General features: G+C 66.7%; 16 protein-coding genes. 9 read left to right on the forward strand and 7 right to left on the reverse strand.

Annotated elements, in window-relative coordinates:
- Window positions 1–112 precede the first annotated feature (112 nt).
- Both DBY63_RS00770 and DBY63_RS00775 read right to left on the reverse strand, forming a co-directional pair.
- Window positions 113–1,276: a pyridoxal phosphate-dependent aminotransferase gene (locus DBY63_RS00770; RefSeq protein ID WP_007158856.1), complete on the reverse strand. Its 1,164-nt coding sequence runs from the start codon at window positions 1,274–1,276 to the stop codon at window positions 113–115.
- A 143-nt stretch (window positions 1,277–1,419) separates the two neighbouring features.
- Window positions 1,420–2,517, reverse strand: coding sequence for an NADH:flavin oxidoreductase/NADH oxidase (locus DBY63_RS00775; protein WP_044342806.1), 1,098 nt, complete (start codon window positions 2,515–2,517; stop codon window positions 1,420–1,422).
- A gap of 107 nt (window positions 2,518–2,624) precedes the next feature.
- Between DBY63_RS00775 and DBY63_RS00780 the strand changes: the two genes are divergently transcribed.
- Window positions 2,625–2,948, forward strand: coding sequence for a metalloregulator ArsR/SmtB family transcription factor (locus DBY63_RS00780; protein ID WP_007158858.1), 324 nt, complete (start codon window positions 2,625–2,627; stop codon window positions 2,946–2,948).
- 187 nt (window positions 2,949–3,135) lie between these two features.
- On the forward strand, window positions 3,136–4,182 hold the full coding sequence (locus DBY63_RS00785; RefSeq protein ID WP_074583060.1) for an SGNH/GDSL hydrolase family protein: 1,047 nt from the start codon (window positions 3,136–3,138) through the stop codon (window positions 4,180–4,182).
- 69 nt (window positions 4,183–4,251) lie between these two features.
- Here the strand turns inward: DBY63_RS00785 and uraH are convergent, their stop codons facing one another.
- Window positions 4,252–4,623 (reverse strand): hydroxyisourate hydrolase, encoded by a 372-nt coding sequence (gene uraH / locus DBY63_RS00790; RefSeq protein ID WP_108581045.1) that lies wholly within the window; start codon window positions 4,621–4,623, stop codon window positions 4,252–4,254.
- Between the two features lie 216 nt (window positions 4,624–4,839).
- Between uraH and puuE the strand changes: the two genes are divergently transcribed.
- From puuE to DBY63_RS00810, 4 genes are read left to right on the forward strand one after another with little or no spacing between them, the layout of a single operon-like run.
- A complete protein-coding gene (gene puuE, locus DBY63_RS00795; RefSeq protein ID WP_108581046.1) occupies window positions 4,840–5,748 on the forward strand; it encodes an allantoinase PuuE in 909 nt (302 codons plus the stop codon).
- A complete protein-coding gene (gene uraD / locus DBY63_RS00800) occupies window positions 5,745–6,257 on the forward strand; it encodes a 2-oxo-4-hydroxy-4-carboxy-5-ureidoimidazoline decarboxylase (protein ID WP_108581047.1) in 513 nt (170 codons plus the stop codon). Before puuE ends, uraD begins: the two co-directional genes overlap by 4 nt.
- Before the next feature lie 24 nt (window positions 6,258–6,281).
- The gene (gene alc, locus DBY63_RS00805) at window positions 6,282–7,289 is read left to right on the forward strand and encodes an allantoicase (protein WP_027599784.1); all 1,008 of its coding nucleotides are present in this window, start codon (window positions 6,282–6,284) and stop codon (window positions 7,287–7,289) included.
- Window positions 7,286–7,786 (forward strand): ureidoglycolate lyase, encoded by a 501-nt coding sequence (locus DBY63_RS00810; protein WP_027599785.1) that lies wholly within the window; start codon window positions 7,286–7,288, stop codon window positions 7,784–7,786. Before alc ends, DBY63_RS00810 begins: the two co-directional genes overlap by 4 nt.
- Here DBY63_RS00810 and rarD read toward each other — a convergent pair.
- The 3 genes from rarD to DBY63_RS00825 all read right to left on the reverse strand — a co-directional run bounded on the left by rarD (window position 7,783) and on the right by DBY63_RS00825 (window position 10,204).
- Entirely contained in the window at window positions 7,783–8,691 is a 909-nt protein-coding gene (rarD, locus tag DBY63_RS00815; RefSeq protein WP_027599786.1) for an EamA family transporter RarD, read from the reverse strand. The two genes, DBY63_RS00810 and rarD, sit on opposite strands and share 4 nt — an antisense overlap.
- Window positions 8,688–9,539 carry an EamA family transporter gene (locus tag DBY63_RS00820; RefSeq protein ID WP_108581048.1) on the reverse strand — a complete coding sequence of 284 codons (852 nt, stop codon included), beginning with the start codon at window positions 9,537–9,539 and terminating at the stop codon, window positions 8,688–8,690. Before DBY63_RS00820 ends, rarD begins: the two co-directional genes overlap by 4 nt.
- Window positions 9,540–9,613: 74 nt before the next feature.
- Entirely contained in the window at window positions 9,614–10,204 is a 591-nt protein-coding gene (locus DBY63_RS00825) for a DUF3060 domain-containing protein (protein WP_077172526.1), read from the reverse strand.
- A 172-nt stretch (window positions 10,205–10,376) separates the two neighbouring features.
- Here DBY63_RS00825 and DBY63_RS00830 point away from each other — a divergent pair, with 172 nt between their 5' ends.
- The 3 genes from DBY63_RS00830 (at window position 10,377) to DBY63_RS00840 (ending at window position 13,851) form a co-directional block, all read left to right on the forward strand.
- Complete coding sequence (locus DBY63_RS00830; protein WP_007158868.1) at window positions 10,377–11,267, forward strand: LysR family transcriptional regulator; 891 nt, start codon at window positions 10,377–10,379, stop codon at window positions 11,265–11,267.
- Window positions 11,268–11,332: 65 nt separating this feature from the next.
- A complete protein-coding gene (locus DBY63_RS00835) occupies window positions 11,333–11,884 on the forward strand; it encodes a peptidylprolyl isomerase (RefSeq protein ID WP_007158869.1) in 552 nt (183 codons plus the stop codon).
- Between the two features lie 95 nt (window positions 11,885–11,979).
- Window positions 11,980–13,851 (forward strand): ABC transporter ATP-binding protein, encoded by a 1,872-nt coding sequence (locus DBY63_RS00840; protein ID WP_027599789.1) that lies wholly within the window; start codon window positions 11,980–11,982, stop codon window positions 13,849–13,851.
- Here DBY63_RS00840 and DBY63_RS00845 read toward each other — a convergent pair.
- The gene (locus DBY63_RS00845; RefSeq protein WP_108581049.1) at window positions 13,806–14,423 is read right to left on the reverse strand and encodes a hypothetical protein; all 618 of its coding nucleotides are present in this window, start codon (window positions 14,421–14,423) and stop codon (window positions 13,806–13,808) included. The genes DBY63_RS00840 and DBY63_RS00845 overlap by 46 nt on opposite strands.
- Between the last annotated feature and the right edge of the window lie 43 nt (window positions 14,424–14,466).

A 14,466-nucleotide genomic window follows, 5' to 3' on the forward strand; every position in this document is an offset into this window, starting at 1 on the left:
CGAGCCTCGATCCGGTAGCGTGGAAAACCGCGCCGCGTTTTCCACTGGCAGGCCCGCGGCAGGGTGGATAAGGCTGCGCCGTTAGCCACCCTGCAAGCGCTTTATCGGCGGATCAGGCGAGCTGCGCCAATTGGCCACCCTGGCGTTCCAAGGGCGTGAATCCGGCCAGCGCCGTCGGGTCCTTGAGCACCGCGACGAAGGCTTCGCGGAAGGCCTTCATCTCATTCGGCAACCCGACGCTGACCCTTACCCAGGTCGGCCACGCCGGCCAGGTGCGACCGATGACGATGTTGCGCCTGGCCAGGGCGGCGATGACCTGCTGGCCCGGATGACCGGTATCGACCATGAAGCAGTTGCCCTGGGAGGCCGTGCAGGCGAAGCCCCGTTGACGAAGCCAGGCCAGGGTCTCGTCGCGCGTGGCGGCATTCTCCTTGCGGCGCTGCGCTACCAACTGGCGATCCTCCAGGCTGGCCATGCCACCCAGCATGGCGGCGACCGGAATGGCATTCTCGCCGCCGAACACCTCCAGCTTGGCCAGCAAATCCGGTTTACCCACGGCGAAGCCCAGCCGGGCGCCGGCCATGCCGTAGAGTTTGGAAAAGGTCTGCAGGACCAGAACATCGTCATGCTGCGCGGCCAGGTCCAGGCAGCTCTTTTCGTTGCTCAGGTGGATATAGGCCTCGTCGATCATCACCACGCTACCCTTGGGGCGATTGGCGATGGCGAATTCGATGCGCTCGCGTGCCGTGACGGTGCCGGTGGGGTTGTTCGGATTGCAGATGTAGATGAGCCCGGCCTGGCTGTCCGCCGCCAGCATCGCGGGAATGTCGTGGGCATGGCTGGCGTCCAGCGGAACCTCGTGGACCGGTGCCCCCTTGGCTTTGGCTGCCACCATGGCCGCTTCGTAACTGGGGTTGGCCAGCACCAGGCTGCGGGGCCCGGTAAAGGCCATCACCGCGTACTGCAGGGGTTCGCTGGAGCCGCAAAAGGCGTGTACATGATCCTTCGGCAAGCCGTGCTGGCGGGCGAACAGCTCGATCAGCTGCTCCTGATACTCGAAGTGATAACGGCCACTTAGGGCCGCCCCTCGCTGCATGGCGGCCACGGCCTTGGGCGAAGGTCCCAGCGGATTCTCGTTGTAGTTGATCAGCACCTTTTCCCGCACGGGCGGCGCGGCCGTATCCGCGGCAGCCAGACGGGACCAGCCCACCAGCGGAACCGCGGCGGAGGCCAGGGTGGCCAGGCTGACGAAGGAGCGACGAGACATCTCGGACATGACAATTTTCCCTGTATGACGATAAAGCAGCGATGGATCGCTTTGACGTCATGCAAGGTGCGGGCCTAACGATTAGCTAGCTATCATACTAGCCACTCGCCAGTAGAAATGGCCGCCGGTCCGCGGCGGCCATTTCTTCAGCCTCAGCTGGTGCGATAGCGCTCCAGCCAGTGGGCGTAGGGCGCCGGCAGCACCCAGGACGGCTTGTCGACGCCCAGGGCCTTGGCCGCATAGTAGGGCCAGTGCGGATCCGCCAGGTGGGCGCGACCCACCATCACCAGATCCAGCTGCTCGTCGGCCACTACCTGGTTGGCCAGGGCCGGGGTGTCGATGTTCCAGGCCGAGGCCACCTTGAGGCCGGTCGCCTTGCGCACCTGCTCGGTGATGGGCGCCAGCAGGCCCGAGCCCCAGGGGATGTTGGCGGTCGGGGTGGAGAAGCCGATGCTGACGCTCAGCAGGTCCAGGCCTTCGCGCTTGAAGCCCTGGGCCAGCTCGATGGATTCGGCCAGGGTCTCTTCGTCGCGACCATCGTATTCGATCACGCCGAACCGCGCGGTCAGCGGCAGGTGCTCCGGCCAGACCTGGCGCACCGCGGCCAGGGTTTCCAGCAGGAAGCGGCTGCGGCCGGCGAGGTCGCCGCCGTACTGGTCGTCACGCTGGTTGGAGTGCACCGAGAAGAAGCTCTGCGCCAGGTAGCCGTGGGCGAAATGCAGTTCCAGCCACTCGAAGCCGGCCTCGTAGGCACGCTTGGCGGCGTCGACGAAGTCCTGACGGACCCGCGCGATGTCGTCCAGGGTCATGGCCTTGGGGACCTTGGGCAGGTTGGCGCCAAAGGCCACGGCGGACGGGGCTATGGTGTCCCAGCCGCGGGCGTCGTCGGCGGCGATATGGTCGTCACCTTCCCAGGGCCGGTTGGCGCTGGCCTTGCGACCGGCGTGGGCGATCTGGATGCCCGGTACCGAACCGGCGGCCTTGATCGCCTGGACCACCGGCACGAAGGCCTGGGCATGGGCGTCCGACCAGATGCCGGCGCAGCCGGGCGTGATGCGGCCTTCCGGCGAGACCGCCGTGGCCTCGACGACGACCAGACCCGCACCGCCACGGGCCAGGCCGGCATAGTGGACCTGGTGCCAGTCGTTGATGACGCCGTCCACGGCGCTGTACTGGCACATGGGCGGAATGGCGATGCGGTTGCGCAGCGTCACGTCCTTGAGGGTGAAGGGTTGGAACAATGCGGACATCTGAGCGGTCTCCCGTATGGTGACAAGGTGTACGTTGAAGTCTTGTTCGTTAATTCGATATTAATCGAACATAACATAATCGCCAACCCCCGGTGTATGATTGGCGCATGCGCCCTTTCAAACATCCCAGTCCCGACGAATTTTCCCTTGAGCGTCTGTTCCACGCGCTCAGCGATCCCGTGCGCCTGGATATCGTCCGCTATCTGGCGCGGGTCGCCGAGGCCACCTGTGGCGAACTCGACGGCGGCCGTCCCAAGTCCAGCATGTCGCATCACTTCCGTGTCCTGCGCGACGCCGGCCTGGTGCATACCCGCAACGCCGGTACCACGCACATGAACCAGTTGCGGCGCGAAGACCTGGATCAGCGCTTCCCCGGTCTGATGGCAGCCATCCTGGCGCAATCTTCCGATCCCGTCGCCAAGCCGGACTGACCCACCCTGAATGGCAGCGGGCGGGCCGCAATCGCCCCGTCCCACCCGAGGTCCTTGCCTATCGTCGCCTGCCGTCTCGGCTGGTCCGGGCGCGGGGAACTCTCCGCCGTTTTTCCCGCTCTTCCCGGTATGAAGGTTGCAGCAGGCGGTGACAGCACAGACGCTGGGCGCTGCCGGGAGGTAGAGGATGGGCAAGCACTGGGGATTGGCGACCGCACTGGCGGGTGTCGCCGCGCTACTCGCCCTCGTACCCAGCCCCGAGCCCATCGCCGAGGCGCGGGGTATCCAGAGGGTCATCGCCTTTGGTGACAGCCTCATGGATTGCGGCACCTTCGGCCACATCTATGCGACCAATCCGGGGCGTACCTACCCGCAGGAAATCGCCGACGCCTACGGCATAGAGCTGGGTCCCAATCGTCAGGTGGAAGGCTATGGCCACGAGGGGCCGAGCGACCCCGACGGTCTCTGCTACGCCGAGGGCGGCGCCGTGACCGGCAGCTTCACCGAGCCGGGCTTCGACCACAACGAGGCGCCACTGGCCTTTTCCCAGCAGATCCGCAACTTCGAGATGCAGCACGGCCGCTTCCGCCAGCAGGACCTGGTGCTGGTTCAGATCGGCGGCAATGACATCATCGGGCCCTTCTACGACAAGAAGCTCAAGGCCGCGCTGATGGCCGACGCCCCACTGCCCCCCGAAGTCCGCGAACAGGTCGAGGCGCGGATCCGGCATACCGCCCTGAACGAGGTCAAGCTGCTGCGCTATCTGCTGAGCCTGGGTGCCCAGCGGCTGGTGGTGCTCAACAACACCGACTACGGCAAGGCGCCCTATCTCGAGCCCTGGACCGAGCAGGTGGCCCAGCGCAACCATGATCTGGTCAAGCTCTACAACGATACCCTGCAGGCCAACCTGCCGGCCGGAGACCGCCTGCTGCTGGTGGATGCCTACCGGGTGATGGAAGAGGTCTTCGCTCACTACGGCAACTACGGCTTCACCCATGCCGAAGGGGATGCCTGTCTCCCCGGTCGCGAATTCTGCGATCCGGACAGCTATGTCGAACCGGGCGCCGACCAGGCCTATATCTTTGGCGCCCGCGGGCATTTCGCCAGTCGTACCCACAGCATGCTGGCCCAGGTAGTGCTGGAACGCATCGCCCAGACCTGGCCCGGCAGTGCCGTGCCGGATCGTCCGCTGCTCGCCACCGCGCGACTCAATACCGAGCCGACGTTCCACTAGCGCCACGGCACCTGCGCCCTACCCTGGTGCCGATTCGGGCGGAAGCGCACCGCCGCGGAGCAGTTGCCGCTAGCTGCCGCGGTAGGTCGAGTAGCTGTAGGGAGAGACCAGCAGCGGTACATGGTAGTGCGCGCCCTCGTCGGCGAGGCCGAAGCGCAGGACCACGGTATCGAGAAAGGCCGGCTCATCCACCGCCACCTGGCGGCGCCGGTAGTAGGCGCCCACCTCGAACTCCAACTCATAGACTCCCGCCGTGAAGGCGTCGCCCCGCAACAGCGGCGTATCGCTGCGGCCATCGGCGTTGGTCCGCCCTTCACCCAGGGCCTGCCGCGCGGCCCCCTCCAGACGGTACAGGCGAAAGACGATATCTGCGCCCGGACAGCCACCGGCGGTGTCCAGCACATGGGTCGTCAGGTAACCGCCAGGGGAAGAAACGGACATGGGAGCGCTCCTGCAGGGTGATGAGCCAGCCTAACAGTTTTTCAGCCAGCGATTGTATACAGCCCTGCCAGAGGCACTGTCTGCGGCCCGGGCGCGTTCCAGCCGGCCGAAAGTCTTCAGACCGGTCAGACCAGTTAGGCAGGATTCTTGCTGGGACTCGGCAAAGGTCTCCAAACATTGTATACAAAACATCTCGACTGCCAGGATGCCCCTTCCATGACCTATCCCCGTGATCTCATCGGCTATGGCGCCCAGCCGCCCCACCCCCGCTGGCCGGGTGACGCCCGCATCGCCCTGTCCTTCGTGCTCAATTACGAAGAGGGTGGCGAGCGCAACATCCTCCACGGCGACAAGGAGTCCGAGGCCTTCCTTTCCGAGATGGTCGCCGCCCAGCCGTTGCCGGGCGTCCGCAACATGTCCATGGAGTCGCTCTACGAATACGGCAGTCGCGCCGGCGTCTGGCGCATCCTGGAACTGTTCGCCAGGCACCAGGTGCCCCTGACCATCTTTGCCGTGGCCATGGCCGCCGAGCGCCACCCCGAGGTCATCCGCGCCATGGTCCAGGCCGGCCACGAGATCTGCAGCCACGGCTATCGCTGGATCGACTACCAGTACATGGACGAGGCCGAAGAGCGCGCCCATCTGCAGCGCGCCATCGAGATCCTCACCGAACTGACCGGCGAACGACCGCTGGGCTGGTACACCGGCCGGACCGGGCCCAATACCCGGCGCCTGGTGATGGAGGAAGGCGGCTTCCTCTACGACAGCGACACCTATGACGACGACCTGCCCTATTGGGAACCCAATACGCCCACCGGCAGGCCACACCTGGTGATCCCCTACACCCTGGACACCAACGACATGAGATTCACCCAGGTCCAGGGTTTCCACACCGCCGAGCAATTCTTCCAGTACCTCAAGGACGCCTTCGACACCCTCTACGAAGAAGGCGCCACCGCGCCCAAGATGCTTTCCATCGGTCTGCATTGCCGGCTGATCGGTCGCCCCGGTCGCCTGGTGGGCCTCAAGCGCTTCCTCGAATACGCCCAGAGCCATGAGCGCGTCTGGTTCGCCCGTCGGGTGGACATCGCCCGTCACTGGCACAGTGAGCATCCGCCGGCATGAGCACCTTCCAGACCGTCACCCCCAGCCAGTTGGAGCGCGCTGCCTTCGTCGCGACCTTTGGCGGCATCTACGAGCATTCCGCCTGGGTCGCCGAGCGCGCCTTCGACGAGCGCCAGCCGTTGCCGGACAGCGTCGAAGCCCTGCACCAGCGCCTCGCCGCCCAGGTCGCCCGCGCCAGCCAGGCCGAACAGCTGGCGCTGATCCAGGCGCACCCGGATCTCGCCGGACGCGCCGCCCTGGCTGGAGAACTGACCGCCGCCAGCAGTGGCGAACAGGCCGGTGCCGGCCTCGATCAATGCACCCCGGACGAACTCGAACGCTTCACCCGCCACAACGAAGCCTACCGCGCCAAATTCGGCTTCCCCTTCATCATGGCGGTGAAGGGCAGCAACCGGCACCTGATCCTGGCCGCCTTCGAGGAACGCCTGCCCAACAGTCCGGAGCAGGAATTCCAGCGTGCCCTGGCCGAGATTGACCGCATCGCCCTCTTCCGCCTGCAGACCCTCTGACCCCTCCCCCGACAAGAGCCCCCCATGAAACGCACCTACGCTGCGCCCTTCGAGAAGTACCTCAACCTCGCCGATGCCCGCCTCGGCACCCGTGTCATCAGCGTCACCGACGACTGGTTCGCCGCCGCCGACCGCATGCTCCAGCCCCACGAGCCGGAATGGAAGGAAGGCGTCTACGACGACAACGGCAAGTGGATGGACGGCTGGGAGTCGCGGCGCAAGCGCTTCGAAGGCTACGACCATGCGGTCATCCGCCTGGGCGTGCCCGGCTCGATCAAGGGCGTCGACATCGACACCCGCTGGTTCACCGGCAACTACCCGCCCTCGGCCTCCCTGGAAGCCTGCTTCTGCGCCGAGGGCGACCCGGCCGCCGATGCCGCCTGGACCGAGGTGCTGCCGGCCATCGAGATGCAGGGCAACAGCCACCACTACCATGCCATCAGCGACGATCGCCCCTGGACGCACCTGCGCCTGAACATCTATCCCGATGGCGGCGTGGCGCGCCTGCGGGTCTATGGCATTCCCCACCGCGACTGGTCGGCCCAGGCCGACGACGAGGTGCTGGATCTGGCCGCCGCCCTCAACGGCGGTCGCGCCCTGGCCTGCAACGACGAGCACTATGGCCGCATGAGCAACATCCTCAACCCGGGCCGCGCCGCCAGCATGGCCGACGGCTGGGAAACCGCGCGCCGCCGCACCCCCGGCAACGACTGGGTGATCGTCGCCCTGGGCCACGCCGGCATCGTCGAGGAAATCCTGGTGGACACCCTGCACTTCAAGGGCAACTACCCGGACAGCTGCCAGATCCAGGGCGCCTATGTGCGTGGCGGCACCGACGGTCAGATCGAGACCCAGAGTCTCTTCTGGAAGGAGCTGCTGCCGCCGCAAAAGCTGCAGATGCACCAGGAGCACAGCTTCCGCGAGCAGGTGCGCGACCTCGGCCCCATCACCCACGTGCGCCTGAACATCTTCCCGGACGGCGGCGTCAGCCGACTGCGACTGTTCGGCAAGGTGGCGCGGGGCCAGGCATGAGCCGGCCACTGCGCATCGAGCCGCTGACCGCCGAGGGCTTCGCGCCCTTCGGCGAGGTCATAGAGACGGCGGACCGGGACTGGTATCCCATCAACAACGGCTCGACCCAGAGATACCACGCCCTGGCGCGAGTCGAGACGGGGCCGGCGGACGGCGCGGCGATCATCAGCATCTTTCGCGCCCGGCGGCTGGACTATCCGCTGACCATCGCCATGCTCGAACGCCATCCCCACGGCAGCCAGGCCTTCGTGCCGCTGCGCGGCGAGCCTTTCCTGGTGGTGGTGGCGCCGCCGGCGACGGTCCCGGATGCCGGCGCCATCCGCGTCTTCCGCACCGATGGTCGCCAGGGCATCAACTACCATGCCGGCGTCTGGCACCACCCTGTGCTGGCCCTGCGCGACGAGGATGAATTCCTCATCGTCGATCGCGCCGGCAGTCTGCCCAACTGCGACGAGTTCTTTTTCGCGGCCGCGGAGTGCCCGACCCTGGCGCTCTAGGGCGCCACTGGTGCGCGCCTGAGCTGCTTGCGCAGCAGGCGCGCACTGTCCAGGCAGACCCAGGCCACCGCCAGCCAGATGGGGCCATAGGTCCAGATCGCGCCCTCCGGCAGCTGCTCGCCGAGCACATAGAGGGCGACGAACACCAGCAGCGCCGGCTCCACATAGCTGAGGATGCCGAACAGACTCAGCGGCAGCATGCGACTCGACGCCAGCATGGCGGCGAAGGCGATGGCACTGAGCAGGCCCAGGCCTGGCAGGAGCGCCCAGAGCCAGGGCGACTGCTGCAGGATGACGCCGGGCGAGAACCAGTGCAGGGCGAGCAGCGCGAAGGGCAGCAGGCAGACCATCTCCAGGACGAACCCGGACAAGGCGTCCACCGCCATCCAGCGGCGCAGGACGAAATACGGCGGATAGCCCACCACTGGCAGCAGGCTGACCCAGGACAGCGCCCCGGTTACCCAGACCTCGTTGACCACCCCCAGCAGCGCGCAGCCGACCGCCAGCCGCTGCAGCGGTCGCAGGCGCTCGCCATAGACCAGCCGGCCGGTCAGCACGATGGCCAGGGGCAAGAGGAAGTAGCCCAGCGACATGGCCATGGCCTCGCCGTTCATGGTCGCCCAGACGAACACCCACCACTGGATGCCCATCAGCAGCGCCGCCGCCGGGATCGCCAGGCATAGCCGGGGCTCGCGCACCAGTCGCTTGAGCGTGCCCCACAGGGCCCTGCCCTCCCGCAGCAGCAGCACCAGCAGGAGCACCATGGGCAGCGACCAGACCACCCGCAGGGCCACCACCTGCAGGCCGTCCAACGGCGCCAGCCAGGCGAAGTACACCGGCATCAGCGCGAACAGCACCGACGACAGCACCGAAAGGCCCAGGCCCTTGCCGGACAGCACGTTCATGACTGACGCCCCAGACGATTGATGAATAGCGACAGCAGGATGATCCCACCGCCCAGCAACAGCCTAGGCAGATCGGCCGGGTGCTGCCAGATCAGCAGGCTGACCAGCAGGCCCGCCGGCACATGGGCTTCGTTCATGATCGCCAGGGTGCCGCCGTTGACCCGCAACGAGCCCAGGGTCCACCAGTAGAGGCCGAGCGCCGTGGCGAAGACGCCCATCCACACCAGTACGCCCCACTGCAACAGGGTGCTGGGCAGCCGCGCCGGATTGCCGAACAGCAGAAAGGACAGCGCCGCCACCAGCAGGGCGCCGAGAAAGAACAGCCCGAAATGGCGATGCAGGGCGCCCTGCCCGGCATAGGCATGCCCCAGGTGCTTGCACAGCACCTGGCCGGCGGCAAAGGTCAGGTTGGCCACCTGCAGCAGGAGAAAACCCAGCAGGTAGTCACCGGTCAGCGGCTGGAAGCGGATCAAGGCGGCGCCGCCCACCGCCACCACGGCGGCGAGCAGCGACCAGATTCGCAAGTGCCGCTGCCAGGCGTCGTCCAGCAGGGTCACGTAGATGGGCGTGAGCACGGTGAACAGCAGCACCTCGGGCACCGTCAGCACCGCGAAGCTGCGATACAGGCACAGATAGGTGATGCCGAATTGCAGCGCGCCCGCCGCCATCAGCCCCAGGGCGAAGCGTCCCGGCACCCCGCGCCAACGGGTGAAAGGCAGGAACAGCACGAAGGCGATGGCCACGCGGACCAGCACGGCGAAGTCACTGTCGACCCGACCGGCGAGGTATTCGCCGATCAGGCTGAAGGAAAACGCCCAGATGAGGGTGACGAGCAGGAGATAAGGCATGACGGCGGCGCACGAAAAAGGTGCGCGACCTTAACGTGCCCGCCGCCCGAGGGAAACCCCCGGCCCTTCACGGCCTAGCGGGTGGCGTTCAGGCCCGAGGGTTCGCCGCCGGTGAGGCCCGCCACCGACTGGTTGGCCTGCAGCACGTTGTCGGCACCCGAGACCAGCGTCTTGGGCTCGGCCACCCCGGCCGCGCGGGACCAGTAGACCTGCTGACTGGAACCGCCCACGGCGATGTCGGCCTGGCTGAGCAGGGTCAGGCGCGCCTTGGCGCCGTAGCCGTAGGCATCGACCTTGGCCAGGCCATCGCTGCCGCGCACATTGGCCTGCACCTGCTGATAGCCGCCGCCGATGCTCAGGCTGGCCACCGCGCCCCTGACCGTGGTCACGCTGCCCAGGCCATGGATGGTCAGCGCCCGGGCGCTGTCGAGCACCAGGCGATGATGGCTGCCATAGACCGACACCTCACCGCACTGGCCTTTCAGGGTCAGGGTATTGCCCTCGCCGGACAGGGACACGTCGCGCCCCTCGCAGTCGAGGGTCCGGGTGATGTTCATGCCTTCGATATCGATGGGGTCAGCGGCCGCCGCGCGAGATTCCTCGGCCTGGACCAGCAGCGGTGCGATGACCAGACAGCAACCCAGCAACGCCTTGAATGACGACATGGAGACTCCTTGTCTTGCCTAGAGTGGGAAACTCATCGGCAGGCTTGGAGGCTGGCGTCGGCGGGACATTTGACCCGCCAGCCGACATTTTTTCATGCCGTGATGGACGCCGCGTTTTGCCATTGCCAGGCTAGGCACTAACATGCGCCCTTTCGTGAGCCCAGAGCGCTTGATGAAGACTCCTCGCGTTTCCCTCGATCAGTGGCGGACCCTGCAGGCGGTGGTGGATCACGGCGGCTACGCCCAGGCCGCCGAGGTGCTGCATCGCTCCCAGTCGTCGGTCAGCTATACCGTCGCGCGCATGCAGGAGCAGCTCGGCGTGCCGCTGTTGCGCCTAGAGGGACGCCGCGCCGTGCTGACCGATGCCGGCGCCGTGCTCCTGCGCCGCTCGCGCCGCCTGGTGCAGCAGGCCAGCCAGCTGGAGGAACTGGCCTACCACATGGAACAGGGCTGGGAGTCCGAGGTGCGGCTGGTGGTGGACGCCGCCTACCCCACCCGTCCCCTGCTGCTGTGCCTGCGCGAATTCATGCCGCAAAGTCGTGGCTGCCGGGTACGGCTGCGCGAAGAGGTGCTGTCCGGCGTGGAAGAGGCCCTGCTCGACGGCTCGGCGGACCTGGCGATCACCGGGCTGGTGATCGCCGCGCACCTGGGGGCCTCCCTCGGCACCGTGGAATTCGTCGCCGTCGCCCATCCCGAGCATCCGCTGCACCAGCTGCAGCGCACCCTGGTGACCGCCGATCTGGAAGAACAGCTGCAGATCGTGATCCGCGACAGCGGCCGCGCCCAGCCGCGGGATGCCGGCTGGCTGGCCGCCGAGCAGCGCTGGACGGTGGGCAGCATCAGCACCGCGGCGACCTTCCTGCGCGACGGCCTGGGCTTCGCCTGGCTGCCCCGGGACGCCATCCAGACCGATCTCGAGGCCGGTCTGCTCAAGCCGCTGCCCCTGGAACAGGGCGCCCAGCGCTTCCATCCCTTCCAGCTCTACAAGACCCGCCAGCACGAGCTGGGCCCGGCCTCGCAGATCCTCATGAACCTGCTGCGCAAGCATGCCCTGCCACGCTGACCGTGGCGGGGTGCCGGCCGGGTTGCTATCGTTCGCCAGTCGTCTCTGCCACTCAAGGATCCATCATGTTCAAAGCCCTGCTTGCCGCCTGCGCGCTGTTCGTCGCCTCCTCCACCTGGGCCGCGGACAATCCGCACGTGCTCATCAGCACCAACAAGGGTGACATCGAGGTCGAGCTGGACGCGGCCAAGGCTCCGGTCAGCACCGAGAACTTCCTCGGCTATGTCGACAGCGGCTTCTACAAGGGCACCCTGTTCCACCGGGTCATCCCCGGTTTCATGATCCAGGGTGGCGGCTACACCCGCGACATGCAGGAAAAGCGCACCAAGGCGCCGATCAAGAACGAAGCCGACAACGGCCTGAAGAATTTGCGCGGCACCCTGGCCATGGCGCGGACCTCGGACGTCAATTCCGCTACCAGTCAATTCTTCATCAACGTCGAGAACAATGCCTTCCTCGACCACGGCTCGCGCGACTTCGGCTATGCGGTGTTCGGCAAGGTCGTGCGCGGCATGGAAGTCGTCGACCAGATCGCCGGGGTGCAGACCACCCGCCAGGGCATGCTGCGCGACATTCCCCGTGAACCGGTCATGATTCTCGCTGCCAAACGGCTGTAGCCGACCCGTCCTGCCGGACGATCCGCTGGCGGTCGTCCGGTCAACCAGGCGAGGCCCCAGTGCGAGACGCCGTCTCCTCCTCACAAGGACCCCGCATGATCTTTCGCCGCTTCGAACGCCTCATCGATGCATTTCGGGAAGCCCCCGATGAAATGCCGCCCACTGGCGTCGGCGCCTTCTATCTCCACTTCCTCAAGCAAGCCTGGCCGGCCTTCGCCCTGCTGTTGGCGGTCGGTCTGATCGGCGCCCTGATCGAGGTCGCCCTGTTCAACTTCATCGGCCAGATCGTCGATCTGGCCGGCAGCGCGCCCAACAGCACGGTGTTCTTCCAGGAGCACGGCGGCACCCTGATCTGGATGGCGGTGGTCACCCTGGTCATCCGGCCGCTGTTCATCAGCCTGCACGACCTGCTGGTGCACCAGACCATCACCCCGAGCCTCACCACCCTGATCCGCTGGCAGAACCATCGCTATGTGCTCAAGCAGAGCCTGGGCTTCTTCCACAGCGACTTCGCCGGGCGCATCTCCAACCGCATCATGCAGACCGGTGTCTCCCTGCGCGATTCGGCGGTGCAGGCGGTGGACGCCATCTGGCACGTGCTGATCTTTGCCGTCACCTCGCTGATCCTGTTCGCCCAGGCCGACGTCTGGCTGATGGTGCCCCTGGTCCTCTGGATCATCGGCTACGTCATCGCCCTCTGGTATTTCGTGCCCCAGACCAAGGAGCGCTCGGCCATCGCCTCCGAAGCCCGCTCGCAGCTCTCCGGACGCATCGTCGACGGCTACACCAACATCTCCACCCTCAAGCTGTTCTCCCATTCGGCTCAGGAGGAGCAATACGCCCGCCAGGCCATGGAAGAGCAGACCGAAAAGGCCGAGAGCGCTGCGCGCCTGATCACCGCCATGGGCGTGACCATCGCCATCCTCAGCGGCTTCCTCATCGCCGGCACCACCGGCCTCGCCCTCTGGCTCTGGCACCAGGGCGTCATCAGCGTGGGCGCCATCGCCCTGGCCACCGGCCTGGTGATCCGTATCAACAGCATGTCCGGCTGGATCATGTGGGTGGTCAACGGCATCTTCGAGAACATCGGCATGGTGCAGGACGGCATGAGCACCATCGCCAAGCCGCGCCAGGTCGGCGATGCCCCGGACGCCAAGCCCTTGCAGGTGAGCCGTGGCGCCGTGCTGTTCGAGGACATCCATTTCCACTACGGCAAGGGCGCCGGCATCATCGAAGGCCTGACCCTCGACGTGGCCCCGGGCGAGAAGATCGGCCTGGTCGGCCCCTCGGGCGCCGGCAAGTCCACCCTGATCAACGTCCTGCTGCGCCTCTATGACCTGGAAGGCGGTCGCATCCTGGTCGATGGCCAGGACATCGCCCACGTCACCCAGGAAAGCCTGAGATGCCAGATCGGCGTGGTCACCCAGGACACCTCGCTGCTGCACCGTTCGATTCGCGAGAACCTGCTCTACGGCCGCCCCGAGGCCACCGACGAGGAGCTGCACGCGGCCCTGCGCAAGGCCAAGGCCGACGACTTCATCGCCCGCATCACCGATGCCCATGGCCGTACCGGCCTGGACGCCCAGGTGGGTGAGCGCGGCGTCAAGCTCTCCGGCGGCCAGCGTCAGCGCATCGCCATCGCCCGCACCCTGCTCAAGGACGCGCCCATCCTGCTGCTCGACGAAGCCACCTCCGCCCTCGACTCCGAGGTGGAAGCGGCCATTCAGGAGAGTCTGGAGACCCTGATGGAAGGCAAGACGGTGATCGCCATCGCCCACCGGCTGTCGACCATCTCGCGCATGGACCGCCTGGTGGTCATGGAGCGCGGCCAGATCGTCGAGATGGGTTCCCACGACGAGCTGATCGCCTACAACGGTCTCTATGCCCGCCTATGGCGCCACCAGACCGGCGGTTTCGTCGGTCACGGCGTGCCGGGCAGGCAGCGGGTGCGCAGCAGCTCCAACTGACGCTCCTGGTCCAGCCCCGGGTAGAAGCCTTCGATCCTCTGCAGGCCGCCCAGCCAGCTGCGTCTTTCCACCACGCACTCGAACACCGGGCAGGCTGTCTGCCCGGTGGCACCGCAGTCGCGGTAGTAGGTCAGGCGCTGGCTTTTCTGCACCGTGCCCTGGAACGGACCCTGGCGCTCCTGCAGCACATAGAAGTCGATGTCCGCCGCGCTGCGATGGTTCTCCCACTGGAACGCCAGGGTACTGGGATAGAAGAGCACCAGCAGGCCCGCCAGCAGCACCCAGAGAATGGCCGCCGTCACCGGCAGGGGCAGCCGCGAACGGAAGCGGCGGCCACCGCGGATGATCAGCGCCGTCACTATCGTGACCAGCGCCAGGGCTATGCACAGCGACGGCAGACCGGTGATGACCTGCCCCGCCACGCCGATGTCCAGGCCACTGGGCGACGGCACCGTCCGATAGCCGATCTCCAGTCGCTCCCAGCCCACCCGATTGCCGATCAGGCCGGCGAGACCGAAGACCGCGGCCAGGCCGACCAGAGCCCAGAAGGTACGAGGATTGCTGTTGCGCATGGGGAAACGTCCAGACAAAGACCGGGAGACTGCCTAAGCCCGC

It is taken from the genome of Pseudomonas sp. RIT411 (genome assembly GCF_003057735.2).
GTDB classification, from domain to species: domain Bacteria; phylum Pseudomonadota; class Gammaproteobacteria; order Pseudomonadales; family Pseudomonadaceae; genus Chryseomonas; species Chryseomonas oryzihabitans.

Coding starts and splice junctions, on each gene's coding strand:
- DBY63_RS00770 (WP_007158856.1), bottom strand. CDS start 1,276: ATGTCCGAGATGTCTCGTCGCTCCTTCGTCAGCCTGGCCACCCTGGCC.
- DBY63_RS00775 (WP_044342806.1), bottom strand. CDS start 2,517: ATGTCCGCATTGTTCCAACCCTTCACCCTCAAGGACGTGACGCTGCGC.
- DBY63_RS00780 (WP_007158858.1), top strand. CDS start 2,625: ATGCGCCCTTTCAAACATCCCAGTCCCGACGAATTTTCCCTTGAGCGT.
- DBY63_RS00785 (WP_074583060.1), top strand. CDS start 3,136: ATGGGCAAGCACTGGGGATTGGCGACCGCACTGGCGGGTGTCGCCGCG.
- uraH (WP_108581045.1), bottom strand. CDS start 4,623: ATGTCCGTTTCTTCCCCTGGCGGTTACCTGACGACCCATGTGCTGGAC.
- puuE (WP_108581046.1), top strand. CDS start 4,840: ATGACCTATCCCCGTGATCTCATCGGCTATGGCGCCCAGCCGCCCCAC.
- uraD (WP_108581047.1), top strand. CDS start 5,745: ATGAGCACCTTCCAGACCGTCACCCCCAGCCAGTTGGAGCGCGCTGCC.
- alc (WP_027599784.1), top strand. CDS start 6,282: ATGAAACGCACCTACGCTGCGCCCTTCGAGAAGTACCTCAACCTCGCC.
- DBY63_RS00810 (WP_027599785.1), top strand. CDS start 7,286: ATGAGCCGGCCACTGCGCATCGAGCCGCTGACCGCCGAGGGCTTCGCG.
- rarD (WP_027599786.1), bottom strand. CDS start 8,691: ATGAACGTGCTGTCCGGCAAGGGCCTGGGCCTTTCGGTGCTGTCGTCG.
- DBY63_RS00820 (WP_108581048.1), bottom strand. CDS start 9,539: ATGCCTTATCTCCTGCTCGTCACCCTCATCTGGGCGTTTTCCTTCAGC.
- DBY63_RS00825 (WP_077172526.1), bottom strand. CDS start 10,204: ATGTCGTCATTCAAGGCGTTGCTGGGTTGCTGTCTGGTCATCGCACCG.
- DBY63_RS00830 (WP_007158868.1), top strand. CDS start 10,377: ATGAAGACTCCTCGCGTTTCCCTCGATCAGTGGCGGACCCTGCAGGCG.
- DBY63_RS00835 (WP_007158869.1), top strand. CDS start 11,333: ATGTTCAAAGCCCTGCTTGCCGCCTGCGCGCTGTTCGTCGCCTCCTCC.
- DBY63_RS00840 (WP_027599789.1), top strand. CDS start 11,980: ATGATCTTTCGCCGCTTCGAACGCCTCATCGATGCATTTCGGGAAGCC.
- DBY63_RS00845 (WP_108581049.1), bottom strand. CDS start 14,423: ATGCGCAACAGCAATCCTCGTACCTTCTGGGCTCTGGTCGGCCTGGCC.